The sequence below is a fragment of the Synechococcus sp. BMK-MC-1 genome (genome assembly GCF_014279955.1).
Taxonomy (GTDB): Bacteria; Cyanobacteriota; Cyanobacteriia; order PCC-6307; family Cyanobiaceae; genus Synechococcus_C.
Window position 1 is genome coordinate 2,483,908 of record NZ_CP047939.1, and the last position, 19,253, is coordinate 2,503,160.

General features: G+C 61.1%; 21 protein-coding genes and 1 tRNA gene. 10 read left to right on the top strand and 12 right to left on the bottom strand.

The genetic code is table 11. The features are described from left to right. Positions 1–276 precede the first annotated feature (276 nt). Positions 277–1,014 carry a mechanosensitive ion channel family protein gene (locus tag SynBMKMC1_RS13895; RefSeq protein WP_370593923.1) on the top strand — a complete coding sequence of 246 codons (738 nt, stop codon included), beginning with the start codon at positions 277–279 and terminating at the stop codon, positions 1,012–1,014. A 15-nt stretch (positions 1,015–1,029) separates the two neighbouring features. Here SynBMKMC1_RS13895 and SynBMKMC1_RS13900 read toward each other — a convergent pair whose 3' ends face one another. The 4 genes from SynBMKMC1_RS13900 to SynBMKMC1_RS13915 are packed head-to-tail and all read right to left on the bottom strand — an operon-like array spanning position 1,030 to position 6,338. Then, positions 1,030–1,818: an ABC transporter permease gene (locus tag SynBMKMC1_RS13900; RefSeq protein WP_186472161.1), complete on the bottom strand. Its 789-nt coding sequence runs from the start codon at positions 1,816–1,818 to the stop codon at positions 1,030–1,032. Then, positions 1,818–2,615 (bottom strand): ABC-2 family transporter protein, encoded by a 798-nt coding sequence (locus SynBMKMC1_RS13905; protein ID WP_011934324.1) that lies wholly within the window; start codon positions 2,613–2,615, stop codon positions 1,818–1,820. Before SynBMKMC1_RS13905 ends, SynBMKMC1_RS13900 begins: the two co-directional genes overlap by 1 nt. Continuing rightward, positions 2,615–3,589 (bottom strand): ATP-binding cassette domain-containing protein, encoded by a 975-nt coding sequence (locus tag SynBMKMC1_RS13910; RefSeq protein ID WP_186472162.1) that lies wholly within the window; start codon positions 3,587–3,589, stop codon positions 2,615–2,617. Before SynBMKMC1_RS13910 ends, SynBMKMC1_RS13905 begins: the two co-directional genes overlap by 1 nt. A 4-nt stretch (positions 3,590–3,593) precedes the next feature. Beyond that, on the bottom strand, positions 3,594–6,338 hold the full coding sequence (locus SynBMKMC1_RS13915) for a valine--tRNA ligase (RefSeq protein ID WP_186472163.1): 2,745 nt from the start codon (positions 6,336–6,338) through the stop codon (positions 3,594–3,596). Positions 6,339–6,420: 82 nt separating this feature from the next. On the opposite strand from SynBMKMC1_RS13915, the gene SynBMKMC1_RS13920 reads away from it, so the two are divergent. Both SynBMKMC1_RS13920 and SynBMKMC1_RS13925 read left to right on the top strand, forming a co-directional pair. Continuing rightward, positions 6,421–7,650 (top strand): ABC transporter substrate-binding protein, encoded by a 1,230-nt coding sequence (locus SynBMKMC1_RS13920; protein WP_255486220.1) that lies wholly within the window; start codon positions 6,421–6,423, stop codon positions 7,648–7,650. Next, positions 7,647–8,921 (top strand): mechanosensitive ion channel family protein, encoded by a 1,275-nt coding sequence (locus tag SynBMKMC1_RS13925; RefSeq protein WP_186472164.1) that lies wholly within the window; start codon positions 7,647–7,649, stop codon positions 8,919–8,921. Before SynBMKMC1_RS13920 ends, SynBMKMC1_RS13925 begins: the two co-directional genes overlap by 4 nt. On the opposite strand, the gene SynBMKMC1_RS13930 is transcribed toward SynBMKMC1_RS13925, so the two are convergent. Both SynBMKMC1_RS13930 and SynBMKMC1_RS13935 read right to left on the bottom strand, forming a co-directional pair. Next, positions 8,872–9,441: a 2OG-Fe(II) oxygenase gene (locus SynBMKMC1_RS13930; protein WP_186473487.1), complete on the bottom strand. Its 570-nt coding sequence runs from the start codon at positions 9,439–9,441 to the stop codon at positions 8,872–8,874. The genes SynBMKMC1_RS13925 and SynBMKMC1_RS13930 overlap by 50 nt on opposite strands. A 61-nt stretch (positions 9,442–9,502) precedes the next feature. After that, entirely contained in the window at positions 9,503–9,961 is a 459-nt protein-coding gene (locus tag SynBMKMC1_RS13935; RefSeq protein WP_186472165.1) for a protein phosphatase, read from the bottom strand. A 67-nt stretch (positions 9,962–10,028) separates the two neighbouring features. On the opposite strand from SynBMKMC1_RS13935, the gene SynBMKMC1_RS13940 reads away from it, so the two are divergent. The 3 genes from SynBMKMC1_RS13940 to SynBMKMC1_RS13950 are packed head-to-tail and all read left to right on the top strand — an operon-like array spanning position 10,029 to position 11,652. Continuing rightward, positions 10,029–10,286, top strand: a complete 258-nt coding sequence (locus tag SynBMKMC1_RS13940; RefSeq protein ID WP_006042806.1) for a hypothetical protein — start codon at positions 10,029–10,031, stop codon at positions 10,284–10,286. Positions 10,287–10,327: 41 nt separating this feature from the next. After that, on the top strand, positions 10,328–11,248 hold the full coding sequence (locus SynBMKMC1_RS13945) for an oxidoreductase (protein WP_186472166.1): 921 nt from the start codon (positions 10,328–10,330) through the stop codon (positions 11,246–11,248). 11 nt (positions 11,249–11,259) lie between these two features. Further along, the gene (locus SynBMKMC1_RS13950) at positions 11,260–11,652 is read left to right on the top strand and encodes a transcriptional repressor (protein ID WP_186472167.1); all 393 of its coding nucleotides are present in this window, start codon (positions 11,260–11,262) and stop codon (positions 11,650–11,652) included. A gap of 234 nt (positions 11,653–11,886) precedes the next feature. On the opposite strand, the gene SynBMKMC1_RS13955 is transcribed toward SynBMKMC1_RS13950, so the two are convergent. Continuing rightward, a complete protein-coding gene (locus tag SynBMKMC1_RS13955; protein ID WP_186472168.1) occupies positions 11,887–12,723 on the bottom strand; it encodes a hypothetical protein in 837 nt (278 codons plus the stop codon). A 524-nt stretch (positions 12,724–13,247) separates the two neighbouring features. After that, positions 13,248–13,319, bottom strand: a tRNA-Val gene (locus tag SynBMKMC1_RS13960). Positions 13,320–13,373: 54 nt separating this feature from the next. On the opposite strand from SynBMKMC1_RS13960, the gene SynBMKMC1_RS13965 reads away from it, so the two are divergent. Beyond that, positions 13,374–13,886 carry a metal-binding protein gene (locus SynBMKMC1_RS13965; RefSeq protein ID WP_186472169.1) on the top strand — a complete coding sequence of 171 codons (513 nt, stop codon included), beginning with the start codon at positions 13,374–13,376 and terminating at the stop codon, positions 13,884–13,886. 29 nt (positions 13,887–13,915) lie between these two features. After that, a complete protein-coding gene (gene mazG, locus SynBMKMC1_RS13970) occupies positions 13,916–14,761 on the top strand; it encodes a nucleoside triphosphate pyrophosphohydrolase (protein WP_186472170.1) in 846 nt (281 codons plus the stop codon). A gap of 6 nt (positions 14,762–14,767) precedes the next feature. Here mazG and SynBMKMC1_RS13975 read toward each other — a convergent pair whose 3' ends face one another. The 3 genes from SynBMKMC1_RS13975 to SynBMKMC1_RS13985 all read right to left on the bottom strand — a co-directional run bounded on the left by SynBMKMC1_RS13975 (position 14,768) and on the right by SynBMKMC1_RS13985 (position 16,994). Further along, on the bottom strand, positions 14,768–15,508 hold the full coding sequence (locus SynBMKMC1_RS13975; RefSeq protein WP_186472171.1) for a dienelactone hydrolase family protein: 741 nt from the start codon (positions 15,506–15,508) through the stop codon (positions 14,768–14,770). A gap of 291 nt (positions 15,509–15,799) precedes the next feature. After that, positions 15,800–16,234 (bottom strand): alternative ribosome rescue aminoacyl-tRNA hydrolase ArfB, encoded by a 435-nt coding sequence (gene arfB / locus SynBMKMC1_RS13980; RefSeq protein WP_186472172.1) that lies wholly within the window; start codon positions 16,232–16,234, stop codon positions 15,800–15,802. Positions 16,235–16,250: 16 nt separating this feature from the next. Continuing rightward, complete coding sequence (locus tag SynBMKMC1_RS13985) at positions 16,251–16,994, bottom strand: hypothetical protein (RefSeq protein WP_186472173.1); 744 nt, start codon at positions 16,992–16,994, stop codon at positions 16,251–16,253. Positions 16,995–17,046: 52 nt separating this feature from the next. On the opposite strand from SynBMKMC1_RS13985, the gene speE reads away from it, so the two are divergent. Together speE and speB are read left to right on the top strand one after the other, a co-directional pair. Beyond that, complete coding sequence (gene speE / locus SynBMKMC1_RS13990) at positions 17,047–17,910, top strand: polyamine aminopropyltransferase (protein WP_011934338.1); 864 nt, start codon at positions 17,047–17,049, stop codon at positions 17,908–17,910. Beyond that, positions 17,907–18,791, top strand: a complete 885-nt coding sequence (gene speB, locus SynBMKMC1_RS13995; protein WP_186472174.1) for an agmatinase — start codon at positions 17,907–17,909, stop codon at positions 18,789–18,791. Before speE ends, speB begins: the two co-directional genes overlap by 4 nt. Here the strand turns inward: speB and SynBMKMC1_RS14000 are convergent. Next, a complete protein-coding gene (locus SynBMKMC1_RS14000; RefSeq protein ID WP_186472175.1) occupies positions 18,785–19,165 on the bottom strand; it encodes a cyclic nucleotide-binding domain-containing protein in 381 nt (126 codons plus the stop codon). The genes speB and SynBMKMC1_RS14000 overlap by 7 nt on opposite strands. Positions 19,166–19,253: the final 88 nt, after the last annotated feature.

Below are 19,253 nucleotides of genomic sequence, written 5' to 3' on the forward strand. Positions count from 1 at the left end.
ATCGCGGCCTGGTTTCTGCTGAATGTCGTAAGCCGACACGGGCGCAACATCGGCAGCGTGATCACACGCAGCCTGAGGCGACCGCTACTCATCGGCCTTGGCGTGTCGCTCTATGGCACTTGGATCACCCATTGGATCGATAAGCGCATCGATGTGGTGGATCAGCTCACACTGAAGCGCCTCGCCGCCACGCTGCTGATCATCACCATCAGCTGGGCGACCCTCAATGTGGGACACGCCATTCTCCAGTCGGGGTCGATGCGGCGCTGGATCCGGATGGATGACGAGCAAGACGAGGCCATGCTCATCAATCTGCTGGGGCGCCTCTTCACGATTCTCACGTTGCTGATCACCACAGCAGCGATGATGGTGAACCTCGGCATCCCCTCAGCCGCCATCGCCACCTTGCTGGGAGGTGCTGGAATTGGCTTCACCTTTGCCACGCAGCAAATCAGCCAGAATTTTCTCTCCGGCTTCATGCTCTTCTTCAATCGCCCGTTCAAAGAAGGGGATTGGATCAACGTCGACGAGCTGCAAGGAACCGTGGAATCGATTGGCTGGTATTACACAAGAATTCGCACATTTGATCGCAGGCCCCTGAATATCCCCAACTCGATTTTTGCCACGAAACCAATTGAAAACCCCGGCCAGATGTACAACCGGCGCATTCTGGCCAACATCTCCCTACGCTATGAAGATATCAGTAAAATCGCTGGAATCACTGACAAAGTCAGGGAGCATCTGAAGCAACACCCCCACATCGACCAGAAACAGATCATTCTCGTGAATTTCAACCAGTGGGATGCTTCATCCATCAACATGATGGTGTATTGCTTTACCAAAACAACAGTCTGGGCGGAATGGCTCAACATTCAACAGGCGATCTTCCTTGATATCGCTGGCATCGTGCAGGGAAGTGGCGCTGATTTCGCCTTCAATTGCATGACTCTCTATCCAGCATCGTCCAGCAATCCAAACCAAGTGACTCAATTGTTGTCGCCAGATGCCTCGTGAATCAGGCCGGGAGGGTCAACTCGACGCTGAGGTGTAAAAGCGCAGAGCAAACAACCAGAAGGCCCTCGCCGCGGCAAAGAACAGCAGCGCCAGCACCATGCCAGCGACGAGCATCGGTGCGGCAGCTTCACCGAGCAGCACCTGGGCGGGAACCGTGGTGAGAAACGCCACCGGCAGCACCAGGGTGAACAGCAGGCGCAGGGCCGGCGGATAGGCATTGAGGGGGTAGCGCCCGGAAACCAGCAGGGCCCGCAACACCTCGGTGGCATTCCAGGTTTTGACAAACCAGATGCTGGTGGCCGCGATCAGAAACCAAAGCGAATAAAGAATCAAGCCACCGGCCAGCAGCATCACAACCACGATGAGCAAGGAGGCCGGCGTGAGCACCACACCGGCCTGATGGCTGCCCCAGGCCAAAAGCCCAAGCCCCAGACCAATCTCCGGCAGCCCCGCCGGCGACAGCGTGCGCAGCGACAGCCAGAACTGACTGTCGATCGGCTTGAGCAGCACAAAATCGAGGGTGCCCTCGCGCACATGGGTGACGATCGCTCCCAGGTTCGGGCGCAACCAGGTGGTGGCCATGCCGTCGAACACCGTGTAAAGCCCCTGCACCATCAAGGCCTGGGCCCAGCTCCAGCCCCCCAGGGTCTGATCCGGGCCATAGAAGAGCGAGAGCAGAAACAAGCTGCCGCTGAGGCTCATCGCCACCGCCAGCAGCTCGATCAGCACGTTGGCCTGGTATTCCAGCTGCGTGGCCAGGGTCGTCCCCCAGAAGCGCCGCAGGGTTCGCCAGTAGCGCCCCATCAGGCCCCCATGGCGCTGTAATGGCGCACCCCGGCCCGCCAGAGCAGCAGCACCACCGGTAACAACAACGCGATCCAGGCCAGTTGCGCCCCAAAACCCGCCAGCAGATCCACCGGCTGACCCGCCAACACCCGCGCCGGGAAATCGATCAAATAGGGGAACGGGGTCCACTGGGCCCAGGCCCGCACCGCCGGCGGGAAGGCCGTGAGCGGCGCCAACAAGCCGGAAAGAAACAGAAAGGGGATGAACTGCAGCCGCTCCAGGGCACTGGCCTTCTCACTCCAGAAGCACAGAGCTGCAATCAGGCTCTGGAACAGAAAGGCGATCGCAAAAGCCATCCAGATAGCCAGCCAGGCCAGCAGGAAGCCCCCCAACGACGGCAACCAGAAGGCTTGCGGCTGCACTGCAAAGAACACGGCAGCGATCAGAGCGGCAAAAGGCAAACGGGTGAGCTGTTCCCCGAGGTGCGCCGCCACATAGCGCCAGAGCGGGTGCAGCGGTTGCAACAGGTAGGGCGAAAGCCGACCGCTCAGAGCATCCTCCTCAAAGTCGTACACCACCCAAACCACCGAAAACTGGCGCACCAGAAAGGCACTGAGGAAATAGCGATCGAGGGCCACGCCATCGAGACCCAGCCCTGAACGCGCGTCGCTACCGCTCCAGACGCTGAGCATGATGAATGGCAAGACTCCGGAGAGCGCCCAGAGGGCGATCTCGGCGCGGTACTCGAGCATGTGGGCGTATTGGCAACCCAGCAGCACGCGGATGATCCGCCGATTCAGCCCGAAGATCCGCATCAGACGCGCCCCTGCCGGAACAACCCACCGATGAGCTCCTCAATCGGTGGGTCGGTGACATCCAAATCGCGCACCGCAAAGCGCTCGAGCAGCTGGGCCACCACTGCGGTGAGCTCATCCCTTGCAACCAGCAGCCGCACATCACAGCCATCGATCAGCTCCAGCCGCCCCAAACCCGCGAACACCGCGGGATCAACAGGAGATTCCAACTCCAGCCGCACCTCCCGTTCCGGCGCCAGCTGCTCAGCCAGGGAGTTCAGCGGCCCATCGTGAAACAGGCGTCCCTGGTGGATCAGCAGCACCCGGGGGCACAGGGCCGTGATGTCGGCCATGTAATGGCTGGTGAGCAGCACAGTGGCCCCCGTGCGGCGGTTGTAGTCCGCCAGGAATGTGCGCACCCTGGCCTGGGCATTCACATCCAGCCCCAGCGTGGGTTCATCGAGAAACAGCACCTCCGGCTCGTGCAGCAGCGCCGCCAGGAGTTCGGCCTTCATCCGCTGACCGAGGGAGAGCTTGCGCACTGGCCGGGTGAGCTCCTCCCCCAGCTCGAGCAGATCAGCCAGCTCGCTGATCCGCCGCCGGGCCACGCCATCGGGGATGCCGTACACCGCCGCATTCACCCGCAACGAATCCATCGGCGGCAGGTCCCAGAGCAGCTGCTGCTTCTGGCCCATCACCAGGGTGATCCGGCGCAGGAACTCCGCCTGACGGCGCTGCGGACTGAAGCCCGCCACCTGCACCTCCCCAGCGCTGGGGTGGATCAAGCCGCAGAGCATCTTCAAGGTGGTGGTTTTGCCAGCGCCGTTGGCGCCAAGAAAGCCCACCATCTCGCCGGGCTCGATCCGGAAGGACACGTTTTGCACCGCCGTCACGTCCCGGGTGCGGCGTTGAACGAAATGGCGCAGGGTTCCAACCAAGCCGGGCTGCTTCTCGGCAACCCGGTAGGTCTTGCTCAGCCCCTCAACTTGAATCACGTCATCAGCTCAGGTCGGCCAGGCGCTTGCGGGCCAGATCGGCCTGGGCCTGTTTCTCATCGAGGTTGGCCTGGCATTCCGCCACCACCTCCGGCGGAGCCTTGTCGGCGAAGTTGGGATTGCCCAGCCGGCCCGCCAGGCCCTTGATCTCCTTCTCGGCCTTGGCGATGTCTTTCTCGAGGCGGCCCTTGAGCGCATCGAGATCCACCAGGCCTTCGATCGGCAGCAGCACCTGGAGCTCACCGCTCACCCCCGCCAGGGCCTTGGCCACCGGAGCTGCATCGGCCTCCGCCGGCGCCATCACCGCCACCGACTCCGCCCGCGTCAGGGCCGTGATGTCGGCCGTGCCCTTGCTCAGCACAGCCGCCAGCTCAGCGCGGCCGGTGACGAAGCGCACCGGCACCGATTGCGAGGGCTTAAGCCCCGCCACCGCCCGCAGGTTGCGCACCACACGGATGGCAGCGATCAGCTCAGCGAAGGAAGCTTCCAAGGCATCATCCAGAGCGCTCTCATCCAGCACCGGCCAGGGCTGCAGGGCCAGGAAGGTGGTTTCCGGCTCGCCCGTCACGCTGTGCCAGAGCTCCTCGGTGAGGTGGGGCATCAGCGGATGCAGCATCAGGTGCATCTGGCTGATCACCTTGGCCAGCACCTGCTTGGCCGCCCGCTGATCAGCCAGGGCCTCAGCTGAGGGATTCTCACCGGGGTTGAGCCGGCGCTTGCTCAGCTCCAGATACCAGTCGCAAACGTCGTTCCAGGCGAACTCGTAAAGCCCCTTGGCCGCTTCACCGAGGCCATAAGTGCTGTAGCGCTCGGCGGTTTCGCGGTTCACCCGGGCCAGGCGGGAGAGAATCCAGCGGTCCGCCAGCTGCAGGGCCTCGGGGTCGGGGTCCCCCAGCTGGGCCGGCGTTGCGCCGCCCAGGTTCATCAGGGCGAAGCGGGTGGCGTTCCAGAGCTTGTTGGCGAAGTTGCGCGAAGCCTCCACCGTGGCGGAGGTATCGGTCTTGCGGTCGTAGTCCAGGCGGATGTCCTGCCCCGCACCGGCCACCTCCCGCACCAGGGCGAAGCGCAGGGCATCGGTGCCGTAGCGGTCGATCAGCAGCAGCGGATCGATGCCGTTGCCGGCGCTCTTGCTCATCTTGCGGTTCTGCTCGTCCCGCACCAGGCCGTGGATGTACACGTCCTGGAAGGGCATCTCACCGGTGAAGGCGCCGGCCATCATCGTCATCCGCGCCACCCAGAAAAAGATGATGTCGAAGCCGGTCACCAGGGTGCTGGTGGGGTACCAGCGCTGCAGGTCGGCGCTGTCGGCATCGGGCCAACCCAGGGTGGAGAAGGGCCAGAGGCCACTGGAGAACCAGGTGTCGAGCACGTCTTCGTCCTGCTCGATCTCCGCCGCGGCGCCGTACTCCGCCTTGGCCTTCTCCAGGGCTTCGGCTTCGTTGCGGGCCACCACATACGGCGTGGTGTCGGTGTAATTGCCGCCGGTTTCGCTGATCACGAACCAAGCGGGGATGCGGTGGCCCCACCAGAGCTGGCGGCTGATGCACCAGTCGCGGATGTCGGTGAGCCAGTCGCGATACACCTTCTCCCAGCGCTCGGGGATGAAGCGGGGGTCCTGCTTCTCGAGGGCCTCACGGCAGCGCGCTGCCAGGGGCTCGGTTTTGACAAACCACTGGGTGGAGAGCAGGGGCTCCACCGGCACCTTGCCGCGATCGGAATAGGGAACGCTGTGGCGGTAGTCCTCCACCTTCACCAGCAGCCCCAGCTCCTCCAGGCCAGCCACCACGGCCTTGCGGGCCTCGAAGCGATCCAGCCCTTCGAACTGGCCGGCCTCCTTGTTCATCGTGCCGTTCTTGCGCATCACCGTGATCTGGGGCAGACCGTGGCGCTGACCGATGGCGAAATCGTTGGGGTCGTGGGCCGGCGTCACCTTGACGCAGCCGGTGCCGAAATCCTTCTCCACATGGTCGTCGGCCACGATCGGGATTTCACGACCCACGAACGGCAGGGTGAGGGTCTGGCCCACCAGATGGGCGTAGCGCTCGTCGGTGGGGTTCACCGCCACCGCCGTGTCGCCCAGCATCGTTTCGGGCCGGGTGGTGGCCACCTCCAGATGACCCTCCCCGCTGGTGAGGGGGTAGCGGAAATGCCAGAGGTGGCCATCCACCTCCTTCATCTCCACCTCCAGATCGCTCACCGCCGACCCTGAAGCGGGGCACCAGTTCACCAGGTATTCACCGCGGACAATCAGCCCCTGCTCGTGCAGGCGCACGAAGGCCTCCTTCACGGCCTCACTCAAGCCCTCATCCAGAGTGAAACGCTGGCGCTGCCAATCCACGGAATAGCCCAAGCGTCGCAACTGGCCCACGATGCGGCCGCCGCTCTTGGCTTTCCACTGCCAGGCCCGCTCCAAAAAGGCCTCACGGCCGAGGTCGTGACGGGTCTTGCCCTCCTCCTTGAGCTGCTTCTCAAGAATCGTCTGCACCGCGATCGAGGCGTGGTCGGTGCCGGGCAGGCAGAGCACGTTTTTGCCCGCCAGGCGCTGATAGCGCACGATCGTGTCGATCAGGGCCGTGTTGAAGGCATGGCCCATGTGCAGGCTGCCGGTCACGTTCGGCGGCGGGATCACCACCGAGAAGGGTTCACCGGGGGCCTTCGGGTCGGGATGAAACGCTCCCTGGTCTTCCCAGGCCTGTTGCCAGCGCGCTTCCGTACCAACCGGGTCGTAGGTCTTGGCCAGTTCGGGCACGGAAGCGCTGCGATGCGTGGGCCATGCTCGCAAAGCAGAGAACGGCCAGCACAAAATGGCGCCAGCATCTCGACCCTCGATCGTGAATCTGCGGACCGCAGCAGGACTGCTTCTTGTTGCCCTGGCCCTGAGCAGTTGCAGCGCGTTATCAACGTCAACGCCTGTAATGCTGTACGTGGCGATGGTGGTCGGCAAAGACGACCGCATCAGCAGTGACACGCAGAAAGACGCGAGACAGCGGGTCGATCTGATCGTCTCCAATTTTCAGAAGCTGTACCCAAATGTTCAGGTGCAGTTGGCTCTTTACCGGCGCTCGATGCTGATGGCTGAGCTGCGCAGTCGCAGTGAGGCAGATCTTGGACCGGATCTAGTCCTGACTGATGCACAGCAGGCGAAAGCACTCCTTCGCGAGGGGCTCACGGATCCCTTGCCACAAACCGAGCGCAGCAGGGAACAAACCAACCCCGGCATTCTGAAACACGTGCGGCTCAAAGACGGACGACTCGCTGGACAGCCGTTAGTGGTGTACCCCCAGATCGCCTGCTTCAACACCGAGGCCCTCGAATCGCCACCGCAGACTTTGAACGAACTGCTTCAGGTTGGTGCTGCAGGCGCTCGCGTGGGCCTTTCCGTTGCCATGAATGACGTGTTGTGGACGGCAGGGAGTCTCAATGCACTACCAGCACTGGCTACAGCCTCCCGGAACCAGGACTTGTCAACGGGAGAACGCGATCGCATTACTGGTTGGCTGACCTGGCTTCAACAAGCGAGCGATCAACGCAATCTCACCTTTTTTGAAAACCAAGGTCAGCTGACCACACTCCTTGGCAATCGAGAATTGGATTGGATCAGCTGCACCTCAGACATGATCCTTCGTCTGAAAGACCGGCTCGGCGACGACCTCGGCATTGCACCTTTGCCCAGTGGACCCGACGGATCGGCGGCACCCATGAATCTGCTCCGTGTTCTGGCCTTAGGCAAAGACTCGAGTGCGCATCAACGCTCAATGGCGATCGCCCTGAGTGATTACGTCACCAATCCACTTTTACAGAGAAATCTTTCGCTGTTGTCAACGTCATTTGTTCCCGTGAATCCTGACGTAATAATTGCCGCGAAAAGTTCAAAAAACCTGGCCGCTTTGGAGTTGGCCCTGAAAGATTCAGATATCCATGGAGACAACCTAGCCGCCATCAAGGGAGACGGACCAACCACCAAAACGATGACAAATCTTTTGATTCCGCTCGTATTTGGCGTCAGCCAACCTCAAACCACAGCAGATGAACTCATTTCAAGACTGAGCCAGGGGTCATGAATCAACTGTTCTGGGAAATCATTGGCTGGTTGGGTTATCTGCAGCGCGCCTCGATCATGTTTCAACTGCTGCTGATTATTGCGCTGGTGATGGCCTGGCGCATTCTGCGACAACACCCCAGGCTGGAGATGATTCCCAAACCTCTGGGCCTCCTGATCGCCCCAGGGGGGCTGGTTCTTCTAAATGCATTGGCGAAAAGCCTTGGATGGGATGCTGGGTTGCTTGGCTACCTCGGATTGAGCTGGCTGGGATGGAACTTTCTGAGCTTGCTGGATAGTCTGCTCCAGCAACTGATGCCTGCACCGAGGGTGCATGAGCTTCAGAGTCGACTGGTCAGGCCTCTGTACTTGATCACAGTGGTGCTGATGTTCATCAATCGGCTCGACAACATCAACGACTTGTCGGTGATTGAACTCGGCCAAGTGTTCGGCGTTTCAGTCACCTTGGGCAAATTGTTCACCTCGCTCGTGGTGAGCTATTTGCTGCTCGTGGGTACAGGCCCCCCGGCCGCTGGCGTGTCCTGGTTGCTGCAAAAACTGCTCGGCTATTCCGAGGGAAGCAGGAAGGCTGTGGAGCTGATCATCCGTTACGTGGTCGTCGGCATCGGAGTCACGGCCGTGAGCTTTCACATCGGCCTGAATGGCACCGCTCTGGTGGCCATCGCCGGTGGACTCTCCGTCGGCCTGGGCTTTGGGATCAAGGAGGTCTTTTCCAACTTCATCAGCGGCATCTGGCTCCTGTTTGAAGGATCCGTCCGTCCGGGCGAAGTGCTGATGGTCGACAACGACCCCTGCGAGGTGCGCAAGCTTGGCCTCAGAGCCACCCTGCTTTGGCGCGATCGCGACAACGCGGAGCTGCTGATTCCCAATCAGATGTTCTTCACGGCTCAGGCCACCAGTTACACCGCCACTGACCGCCTGCGCCGCAGCGAGATCCGCATCGGTGCCGCCTACCGGCACGATCCACGCCAGGTGTTGCAGCTGCTCGAGGAGACCGCCCTCAACGTTCCCCGGGTGTTGAAGACTCCCGCCCCCAGAGCCCTGCAGGTGAAGTATGGAGACTCAGCCATCGAGTACTCCTTGCGTTACTGGATCGCCGATCCCATGAGCAACATCGGCATCGTGAGCGAAGTGAATCAAGCGATCTGGACGGCCTTCAAACGCGAAGGAATCGAAATTCCCTTCCCGCAGCAGGTGAACACGATTCGAGACCAACCCTCGCTTATGAGCGGGAGAGACGCGCCAGAAAAGCCTGATAAGACCCGGCGTTGATCCAGCCCGTGGCGATGGTTTTGCTGGCAGTGGTGTTCACCCGTCCCCGGTGAATGTGGGATGGCCCAGCAGGGAAAATCACGAGTTTGCCCCGCTTCGCTGCTTCGTGGTGCCCCTGCCAGTGGAACTCGGTGCCGGCTTCATCCACGTCGTTGCAATAGAGGATCCAGGCGAGCAGCCGATGCACCGGCTCCGTTGCTTCGTCACTGATCGTCCAGTCGCAGTGCCACTGCTTAAACCCCTCCCCCGGGGCGTAGCGCTGCAGGTTGAAGATCGGCATCACAAACAGCTCTTGATCCGGGCACACCGCACGAAACAAGGGGCGCTCCTTGAGGTATTGCTCCAAAGCTGCCGTCACCCCGCGCACGATCACCTCGGAGAGGGCAAAGGCATCGGGATCGCTGCGATCAATCGCCACCAGGCTGATGTCGGTGGACACCTTGGCTGGCTCGTCGCTACCGCCAGGCCCAAAGGCCACGCCAGGCCGTTGCAAGTCTGGGCGGCGATCAAAGAACGCCATCACACCATCGGCAACGGCCTCATAACCAGCATTGCGGTATGACGCAATCAAGGAGACCTGCTCAATCACGGCAAACCTCCCAGGGAATCGCCACCACCGCCTCGAGCCGCTGCCAACGCCCTTGGTCCTGCACCACCCTGGGAGTCAGAGACACCCTCTCAAGGGCCCGCATGAGCCGATCAGGAGCCAAGACCGCGGGATTTCCTGGATCCTGGGACAGGAGCAACACCTGCTGCTCAGCCGGATCCGCCAGAACCTGAAGCTCAAGATCAGCCAGCTCCCGTTCAAAAAACGTGCGCCGCAACCGCGATGTGATTCGTTCACCCAGAGCAGCGGCGAAATGCTCGAGGCTTTCGCTGTCACCGGAGAGGCCGCAGTTCAGGGCCAGCCAAATCATCAGCTTGGCCCAGCTGTCCACCGTCCAGAGCGGCTGAAAACTCTCGCGGTTGTGTCGAACCAGCTCACCCAGGGCGAAATCCACCAGGGTGCCCTGAAGCTGATCGGAATCCGGTAACCCCATCCTGATGTTCAGCTGAAGACATCTTCCTCCTCGGAGGTCAGACTGGTGCAGCGCGCTGAGCCTGACGATGACCCTGGATCTCAACGACCCCGAACTCGAATTCTCGGATCTGGTGTACGCCTATCAGAGCTGGGTGATGGCGGTGATCAACGACGAGAAACTCGACAGCGAGGACACCCTGCTCACCGATGAGATCACCGAAGACGCGCTGAATGCGATGCGCTTTCTTCCCGGTGAAGTGACCAGTGCCATCGAAACCTCTCTGGCAAGGGTTTACGACGTGGATGCCGATGAACTGGCAGGGCTGCTGTTCCCCGAGGACTGATCCGACCAGCGAGACTGCCCCTGTGCTGACATTCCCGCACCATGGGTTGGACCACCGAAGACATGCCTGATCAGCGAGGTCGGGTCGCCCTGGTCACCGGGGCGAACAGCGGCCTTGGGCTGGAAACCACACGGGCACTGATCAGCCGTGGCTGCACCGTTCTGATGGCCTGCCGCAGCGCACGCAAGGGCGAAGCAGCCCGGAGCCAACTGCTGGGATCCGGTGCTGCCGGGCTGGATCTTCTGGAGCTGGATCTCTCGGATCTGAACAGCGTGTCGCGCTGTGCGCGGGAAGTGGCGGAGCGCTACGAACGGCTGGATCTTCTGATCAACAACGCCGGGCTGATGGCGCCTCCACGCATGCGCAGCCGCCAGGGCTATGAGCTGCAGTTCGCAGTGAATCACCTGGGTCACTTCGCCTTAACCAAGGCTCTGCTGCCCTTGATGGGCGACCGTCCGCAAGCGCGGGTTGTCACCGTGACCTCCGGCGCTCAGTATTTCGGGGTGATGGCCTGGGATGACCTCCAGGGAGAGCAGCGCTACGACCGCTGGAAGGCCTATTCCCAAAGCAAGCTCGCCAATGTGATGTTTGCCTTGGAACTGAATCAGCGCCTGCAGGCCTCCGGAAGTGCGGTGCGATCCCTCGCGGCCCACCCCGGACTGGCACGCACCAACCTGCAACCGGTGTCGGTGGCTGCCACGGGAGCCTGGCAGGAAGCCCTGGCCTATCGGCTGATGGATCCTCTCTTCCAGAGCGCTGCCCAAGGAGCCCTGCCCCAGCTTTATGCCGCCACGGCAAGCGATGCCCAGGGCGGTGAGCACTACGGCCCAAGCCAGTTGGGCGGAATGCGCGGTGCTCCCAAACAACAGCCGGTGGCCCGTGCCGCCAAGGATCAAAGCCAGCGGCAACGCCTCTGGACAGTGAGCGAATCACTGACTGAACACCACAGCGCTGCCGTGTGAGACCAACGACGATGGAAAGGGGAAATGCTGGCCGCGATCGCCAGCTGACACTGCTGGAGGAACTGCAACGGTCGGCACAGGAAATGACCGGCCAGCAGCTTCATCGCTGCCTCCAGGACAAACCTGGGGCCATGGGACTGGCCACGGTGTACAGAAATCTGCGCCAGCTGCAGCGCCAAGGAAAAGTGCGCTGTCGTCATCTGCCCACAGGTGAGGCCCTCTACGCCCCGGTGGAGCGAGATCACCATCACCTCACCTGTGTGGACTGCGGCAAGACCGAACGTCTTGAGCACTGCCCGATCCACGGCCTGGATGTGAAGGCTCCGGAAGCGGACGATTTCGATGTGATCTTCCACACCTTGGAATTTTTCGGGCTCTGTCACAGCTGCCGAGAGCGGCGCTGAGGAACTTGCAAAACACTGCAATGAGGTCATCACGGGGCAACCCGTCGCTGGGAGGAGTAACGAAGCTCTCGGCTACGGAATTCATGGCTCAAAGCGGGCGTACAGGGTGTGTTCGTGCATGGGCTTGGTGCAACTGCTCAAAGCATTCCCCGCTGGAGCACTCAGCAGCTCATTGAGGGCGGCACTGCTGTCAAAACGCATCAGAGCCCTGTTAAGCCGTTACGTCGAGGATTACTACTCGAGAAAAGCGACAGTGCGCTCGAGAACGTCGATAGAGACATTCTCAGCCGAATCGGGATCACCCAATCCAAAAGGATTGTCGATATCGCTGATCAAACGAAGAATGAGCAGCACAACAAAGGAAATAACAGCCAAGAAAAACAATGAATCAAACCAGTGGTTGGCACGCGCGAGCAGCAAACCTCCGAATAAAAGAGTTGAAGAGAAATTAGCGAGCCAATAGACAAGCGGCACAAAGCCTGTATCACGGATGACCTTCACGCGATAGATCATCTCCAGAATCACTGACATGCTCTGCATCAAGCGCCCCCGCAACGTCGACACATCGCCGCTGTACTGAACAGCGGCTTGAACCACATCGGCATGAGTGGAGCGGTAAGCCGCCAAAACTTTCTCAGTTTCACAGTTACCGCAAAGCCATACCACAAGCAACTTCCCCAAAACAGTTACAGACTCTTGGGCCTGCTCCACCTGCGCCGAGGGTTGAAACACAGGTATTGCCCCAATCTCCAGGCTCAAGGTCTCCAGCTCAGCAGCAAAGCGCCCTGGAATCTTTTCTGCCTCTTTAAAGTCCGTCAGCACTCCACTCAGCAGGAAACCCAAAAGGAAAACCGTGGAGGCAACAGCTGCCGAGAACAGCTGATTAACCACAAGCAATTCATATCCAGCCAGATGCATTAATACTTTTACTCCGCACAACAAGGCGACTTGCGCGAGAACCAATGAAATCGAGCGCCAGCGTCGGAGACGCAACATCCTACCTCGTCGCATTACCATTGCAGCATATAAATGAACTCTAGACCAGGAAAAGACATTCTTCAACTCAGACATTCCGCGTTGCGTGATTTAGCGCTCAACCTTTGAGTTTCGATTTCGAGACTCTCACTCTGCAAAACTCGCCCAAATACGCTTCTCCTTCCCCCAACTGGGAGGTCACTCGGCAACCCCCATCTGCCAGCCCATCAGGCGGTCACGCTCCTCAAGCAAAAATCCCGTCATTGCTGACGGCGGAGAATATTTTGCCGAGAGATCGATAGCGACAACAACGCCCCCTGCTTTTCCCTTGCGGGTCTTGCATAGCTTTCAGCCCAACTTTGATGTCTTCAAACTTCTCGACAAAGGGTTATCTATCAGGGCATCTTTTGCGACTGGGGTATGGGTTGTTCGCCCCCTGTGCAGTAATCCCAGTCACCCACACTCCAACCTTCATATCCCTGAGCCCAACTCACACCCCACCTCCTTCTGCAAAGTCGTCGCTTTGGTGTTTTTGGGTTTGGATCATGTCTCGATAACAAACAAGAAAACGGCCTCTTAGCGGAAGCAGAGAGACCAGTCCTGGCATGGGTTTTGGGAGATGGGCGATACTGGGATCGAACCAGTGACAATCTCCTTGTAAGGGAGGTGCTCTACCGCTGAGCTAATCGCCCGAAGTTGAGATTCTGCCTGATCGCGGCAGGCTGGGTCATGGATGAAACACTGCGATGGCTTTGGGCCGGGACCATGACCGCGCCACGCTGATCGGCTGTGTCCCCGCTGGCCTGCTCGCGGGGTTCTGGTTGGGCTGGAGTCTGGGCGTGCTCACCGCCGCGGCCTTCGCCTGGGGAGGGCTCTGGCTCTCTCCCGATCTCGACACCCGCTCCAGGGCCCTGAAGCGGTGGGGCCCCCTGGGCTGGATCTGGCGTCCTTACCGGATGCTGATCCCCCATCGATCGCTGTTCTCCCATGGCCCTTTAATCGGCACCGGGCTGCGGCTGGGCTGGATTCTGACCGTTGTGATCGTGGCTTGGTTCGGACTGGCAGCCCTCCCTGGCTGGTCTTCCCCCACACCCGGCGAAGCACTTCCGCTGGTTCTTGCATGGCTGCAGAAGCATCCCGGCCCCTTGCTGGCCGTTCTGCTGGGGCTGGAAACGAGTGTTTGGCTGCATCTGATCCTCGACGGTGATCCTCTGCCCGCTGAATGGCCCCGACGCTGGCGGCACAGACGGCGCCGGTGAGAGGGTGGCGCCAGACGCCGACAGACTCCATGGCCCAGCACGCCACGGTTCCTGGTGATCAGGATCCCCTACGCCACCTCGAAAGCGTGGTGGCACGCCTGCGGGATCCAGTGAACGGGTGCCCCTGGGACCTGGAGCAGACCCATGCCTCCCTGGTGCCCTACGTCCTGGAGGAAGCCCATGAGGTGGCTGACGCCATCCGCCATGGCGACGACCGGCATCTGAAAGAAGAACTGGGCGATCTGCTGCTGCAGGTGGTGCTGCACGCCCGCATCGGCGAAGAAAACAACCGCTTTGATCTCGATGCCATCGCCACGGCCATCAGCGACAAACTGATCCGCCGCCATCCCCACGTGTTCGGCGAGGCCCGAGCGGAAAGCACTGAGGCCGTGCGCTTGAGCTGGGAGGCCATCAAGGCCGCCGAACGGGCGGAACAATCGGGAGGGGGGCAATCCTCCAGCCCGCTGAGCGATCAACTGGCCGGCAAGGTGCGAGGGCAACCGGCCCTGGCCGCTGCCATGACCATCTCGCGCATGGCCGCCAAAGCCGGTTTCGAGTGGGATGCCATCGACGGCGTGTGGGGGAAGGTGCAGGAGGAGCTCGACGAGCTCAAGGAGGCCATCGCCTCGGGGGACCGCCGCCATGCTCAAGATGAGCTTGGCGATGTGCTGTTCACTCTGGTGAATGTGGCCCGCTGGTGCGGCCTTGATCCTGAGGAGGGGCTAGCCGCAACCAATCAGCGCTTCCTGGAACGTTTCTCCCGGGTTGAGAGCGCCCTGAATGGAGATCTGCAAGGACGGAGCATCCAGGAGCTCGAGGCGCTGTGGCAGCAAGCGAAGGCTGCGATCCGCGCTGAAAACACCCAGTCGTCTTGATCACCTTCAACCCAGCTCCGTTTGGAGAAAGGCGATCACGTCCCCCCAGGCATGGTCTGAACACTGGGGATCCCAACGTTCACCGTCATCACGCATGAAGGTGTGATTCGCCTCATAGAGACGGGTTGTCTGCCGCAAGCCAGGCACTGCAGCGAACGCAGCGAGGATCGCCTCGCGGGCCGGCTCCGGCACATGGGGGTCAAGGCTGCCGAAGATCGTGAGCAAGGCCCCCTGGATCTCGGCAGCACGCTGGAGGGAATCGGCTCGGTCTGAGCCCAGTACCCCATCCTGGAGCCCCGTGGGATAGATGCAGGCCGTCGCCCGCACTTGAGGCCGCAGGGCGGCTCGAAAGGCCAGGTGTCCACCGATGCAGAAGCCCACAGCTCCCAGGCGGGCAGCATCCACAGCGGCCTGATCTGTCAGCCAATCGAGAACAGCAGAGGCATCCGCATCAAACGCAGAAGTGGGCGTGTTTCTGGCGTTGTCATTCCCCCGCAGCCGACCGGTGGCATCGGGCTTGATGACCGCACCGATCGGTTCACGGCGATGGAAGATCTCAGGAGCGGCCACCACGTAGCCATACCCCGCGAGGCGATCCGCCAAGCGCGTGATCGGATCACCAAGCTGATAGATATCCGAGTAGAACAGCACCCCAGGCCAGCGACCTACAGACTTCGGCTGTGCGACATAGAGGCGCATCAAGCTCCCATCCACGGTCAGTCCGATGGTGTCGCGACGGATCTGCACACTGCGGCTGGCCAGTGACTGGACCGTAGGCAGGGTTGATGCTGGATGGCATCAGAAATGCGTGTTGGCGGATCTTGCTTGGGAACCCCAGAGCGCACGCTTGACCTCATCGGCCTCCCTGATCAGCAACTGGGCATGGGCCCGCGTGGAGCAGCACCTCGCCCTCTCCTCGATTTCAAGCAGAGCAAGAAGATCAGCCAACGGTCGCTTGTTGCCAGTACTCGGCATAACTCAATCACTCCTGCTGAAACCTTAACCTGGCCATAACCAGCAATCCATCCGTGGATTCACTCAGTCGTCCGCCGATGGACGCGCTTGTCGGCGGCGCTTGAGCTCGCTGCGCCGGCCCTTGGCATCGAGCCGGCGTTTCACAGCTGCACGCCCAGGGCGCGTGGCACGGCGTTGGGGCGGGGGAGGCTTCAGGCCCTCGCGCAACCAATCCGCCAGACGCGCCATCGCCCGCTGACGGTTTTGCCACTGCGATCGCTCCTCCGCCACCACAACCCTGAGGCAACCATCCTGCAGACGAGACGCCAGCTGCTCCCTCAAACGCGCCCGACGAAACGGACCCAGCGCCCGGGAGCCGTCCACATCAAACAGCAACTCAACCCTGGAGTCGGTGGTGTTCACCCCCTGCCCTCCAGGACCCGATGCGCGGGAGAAGCGCCACTGCAGTTCGGCAGCAGGAATCACCAGGCGCTCATTGATCCGCAGCTCCTGAACCAAAGCAACTGACCTCCCCTTACAGGCCCAGATTGTTTCTGAGCAGATCGAGCTTGGGATCAGCACCGCCGTTGCGCAGATGCTCGGGAAGCCTGAAATCAATGGCATCCCACACGGGGATTTGCAGATAGTCCGCAAGCGCACTGGCATCCCTGCGAATCGCTGAGAGGGCACCGTGATCGGTCACATTGCTGCGACTGCCATCCCGAAACACGAGATTCAACTCATAACTGTGATAGTTGGAATCGTTGCCCCGCACCGTTTCCCGCAGCAACTGCAACGCGTGCACCTCGCTGATCGAGTAGTTCTTCGCTCGCACCCTGCACTGGCCCGACGTCCGATCAAAACTGGCCTCGTGAGCCCGCGCTCGTTTGAGCATCAGGACACCACCACCAGCAACCGCCAGCGCCACCAAGATCCCCGGTGAGATCGCCATGGCAGTCTCAGCGCTCATGACCAGCATCGACACTGCAACACCCACTCCGCCAACGAGAAACACCAGGCAGAACGCCACCATGGCGGGGGTGGTCCGAAAGGTGACGGAGGAACTCGTTAGCCCGCTTTTCAACTGCAAGCGATGGGTGCAAAAGTTGTTTCCGCCATGCACAACAGGCGTCCAGTTCGTGCGCAACGCCACTGGATCGTCAAAGCGAAGTGGGTCCAGACACTCCCGGCTGTCCTTGAAAATCGATAAAAACCGCTGGACAACACCCACAACACGGCCAAAGACATGGCCGTCAGTCTGCAGCGGCGACTTAGGCACGGGAAACCCGTCGTGCCCTTAGCTGGAAGCAGGAAACCCTGGGCGCCAGATCATGAGCGAAGCCCCCTCAACAGCAAGCGGCTGGATCGACGAACACCACAACGGGGTGCGCTACGGACTCCAAGGCGACGTGATTGCTGACGAACAAAGCGCCATTCAGCGCATCACGGTGATCCATAGCCATCGCTACGGGAACGGCCTCCTGCTCGATGGCTGCTGGATGACAGCCGAACATCAGGAGCGCCACTATCACGAGCCCCTGGTCCATCCCGCCCTCTGTGCGGCCCGCTCCATTGATCGGGTCCTCGTCATTGGCGGCGGCGATGGCGGAACGGCCCGTGAATGCCTGCGTCATCACGCGGTGAAGCACGTCGATCTTGTTGAAATTGATGGTCGCGTTGTGGAGCTCAGCCAGAAACACCTGGCGGCCATCGGCGGGGGATGCTGGAGCGACCCGCGTTTTCAGCTCACCGTGGGAGATGGAATCGCCTGGGTGGGTGAGGCTTCAGACGCCAGCTACGACGTGGTGCTGGTGGATGGTTCCGATCCGGCGGGGCCGGCGGAGGGGCTGTTCAACCGCAGCTTCTTCCAGCACTGCCGCCGCATTCTCAAACCCGGCGGAGTGTTCGCAACCCAAAGCGAATCACCCGAAGCGTTCCGCGCGGTCCACATCGACACCGTGCGCATGCTGCGTGAGGTGTTCGGTCATGCCGACCCTCTCTATGGTTGGGTCCCCATGTACCCCAGCGGCTGGTGGAGCTGGACCTTCGCGGCCAGCGACGGTCCTCGCTACCGCAGCCCCGATCCCGAACGCGCCGCAGCGATCGGCCCAGGCTGTGACATCTGGAGTCCACGCTGGCAGGCGGGAGCCTTTGAAGCCATCCCCGCCAGTATCGAAAGGGAGCTCAGCGCATGACAACCAACGGATTGGACAGCGTTGGGGCTGAGGAGATGTTTGACCAAGACGGAGCGATCTTCATGGGCGCTCGCCGTGATCCATCCGACTGTCAGGTCGGTGTGTTCGGCGTGCCCTACGACGGCACCACATCATTCCGCCCTGGAACCCGGTTCGGCCCTGCCGCGATCCGAGAGGTCAGTTCCGGCCTGGAGACGTACTGCCCGCAGCTCGATCGAGACCTCGACACCCTGGCCTACGCCGATCTCGGCGCGCTCAACATCGCCTATGGAGCACCCGAGCCCGTCGTGCAGGCCGTTGAACAGGCAACGGCCAGGATTCTTGCCCTGGGCCTTAAACCGCTGATGCTCGGTGGGGAACACTCCATCACCTCCGGCGCCGTCGCGGCTGTGGCCAGGGAGCATCCTGATTTGGTGCTGGTGCAACTGGATGCCCATGCCGATCTCAGGCAGACCTGGCTGGGCGCAAGCCACAGCCATGCCTGCGCCATGCGCCGCTGCCTGGAGGTGCTGCCCAGTGAAGACCTGCTGCAAATCGCCATCCGCAGCGGAACGGCAGATGAATTTTCAGAACTGCATCGCAGCAGCCGCTTGGTTCCTCTGCATCAGCTGCATCAGAGGCTCAGCGCTCTGCGCGGACGGCCGATCTATCTCACTGTGGATCTCGACTGGTTCGACCCTGCCGTGATGCCAGGCACGGGGACACCTGAACCCGGGGGGTTCACCTGGCCTGACTTCGCTGCGCTGGTCGATGCGCTGCAACACCACAATCTTGTGGCCGCAGACGTTGTTGAACTCGCGCCTCAGCTCGATCCCAGCGGGATCAGCAGTGTGCTGGCAGCCAAGGTCACCCGGAGTTTGCTGCTCTTGATGGCTCAATAAAAGTGAGCTGCATCCAGGCGCTGCTCCCTGAGCCTGGCGTGCTGCCGGCCCAACAGGGTGAGCACCAGGGTTGGGTGTTGATGGATCAGCTCCATGAAGCTGTTGCGATCAAGCGAGAAGGCATGAACCGGCGTGATCGCCGTCGCTGTTCGGCTGTGACGCTGCCTCTCAGCGAGGAGATCCTCAAAGAAAAACACCTCACCATCGCCGTAGCGCAAACGATCGCGCCCGCCGCTCGTGAGTTCGACGAGACCGCGTTCAATCGCGTAGATCGAGCTGGCGAGGGTGCCGCGACTGAAGAGCAAACTTCCCGTTGGCAGGATCAGTTCATCGTGATTGCGATGCTCAGCAATCAGCTGCACAGCAGTCGGCATTGACGTCGTTGCTGGCAACGGAAATTACACAAGATCATTCTTCATTTTGTGGTTAGCGATCCTCGATGAATGTCTCTGGCGTGACAAT

Coding starts and splice junctions, on each gene's coding strand:
- SynBMKMC1_RS13930 (WP_186473487.1), bottom strand. CDS start 9,441: ATGGCGTTCTTTGATCGCCGCCCAGACTTGCAACGGCCTGGCGTGGCC.
- SynBMKMC1_RS13935 (WP_186472165.1), bottom strand. CDS start 9,961: ATGGGGTTACCGGATTCCGATCAGCTTCAGGGCACCCTGGTGGATTTC.
- SynBMKMC1_RS13945 (WP_186472166.1), top strand. CDS start 10,328: ATGGGTTGGACCACCGAAGACATGCCTGATCAGCGAGGTCGGGTCGCC.
- mazG (WP_186472170.1), top strand. CDS start 13,916: ATGGCCCAGCACGCCACGGTTCCTGGTGATCAGGATCCCCTACGCCAC.
- SynBMKMC1_RS13925 (WP_186472164.1), top strand. CDS start 7,647: ATGAATCAACTGTTCTGGGAAATCATTGGCTGGTTGGGTTATCTGCAG.
- speB (WP_186472174.1), top strand. CDS start 17,907: ATGACAACCAACGGATTGGACAGCGTTGGGGCTGAGGAGATGTTTGAC.
- SynBMKMC1_RS13955 (WP_186472168.1), bottom strand. CDS start 12,723: ATGTCTGAGTTGAAGAATGTCTTTTCCTGGTCTAGAGTTCATTTATAT.
- SynBMKMC1_RS13950 (WP_186472167.1), top strand. CDS start 11,260: ATGGAAAGGGGAAATGCTGGCCGCGATCGCCAGCTGACACTGCTGGAG.
- SynBMKMC1_RS13905 (WP_011934324.1), bottom strand. CDS start 2,615: ATGCGGATCTTCGGGCTGAATCGGCGGATCATCCGCGTGCTGCTGGGT.
- SynBMKMC1_RS14000 (WP_186472175.1), bottom strand. CDS start 19,165: ATGCCGACTGCTGTGCAGCTGATTGCTGAGCATCGCAATCACGATGAA.
- SynBMKMC1_RS13965 (WP_186472169.1), top strand. CDS start 13,374: ATGGCTTTGGGCCGGGACCATGACCGCGCCACGCTGATCGGCTGTGTC.
- SynBMKMC1_RS13895 (WP_370593923.1), top strand. CDS start 277: ATGGATGACGAGCAAGACGAGGCCATGCTCATCAATCTGCTGGGGCGC.
- SynBMKMC1_RS13940 (WP_006042806.1), top strand. CDS start 10,029: ATGACCCTGGATCTCAACGACCCCGAACTCGAATTCTCGGATCTGGTG.
- SynBMKMC1_RS13900 (WP_186472161.1), bottom strand. CDS start 1,818: ATGGGGCGCTACTGGCGAACCCTGCGGCGCTTCTGGGGGACGACCCTG.
- speE (WP_011934338.1), top strand. CDS start 17,047: ATGAGCGAAGCCCCCTCAACAGCAAGCGGCTGGATCGACGAACACCAC.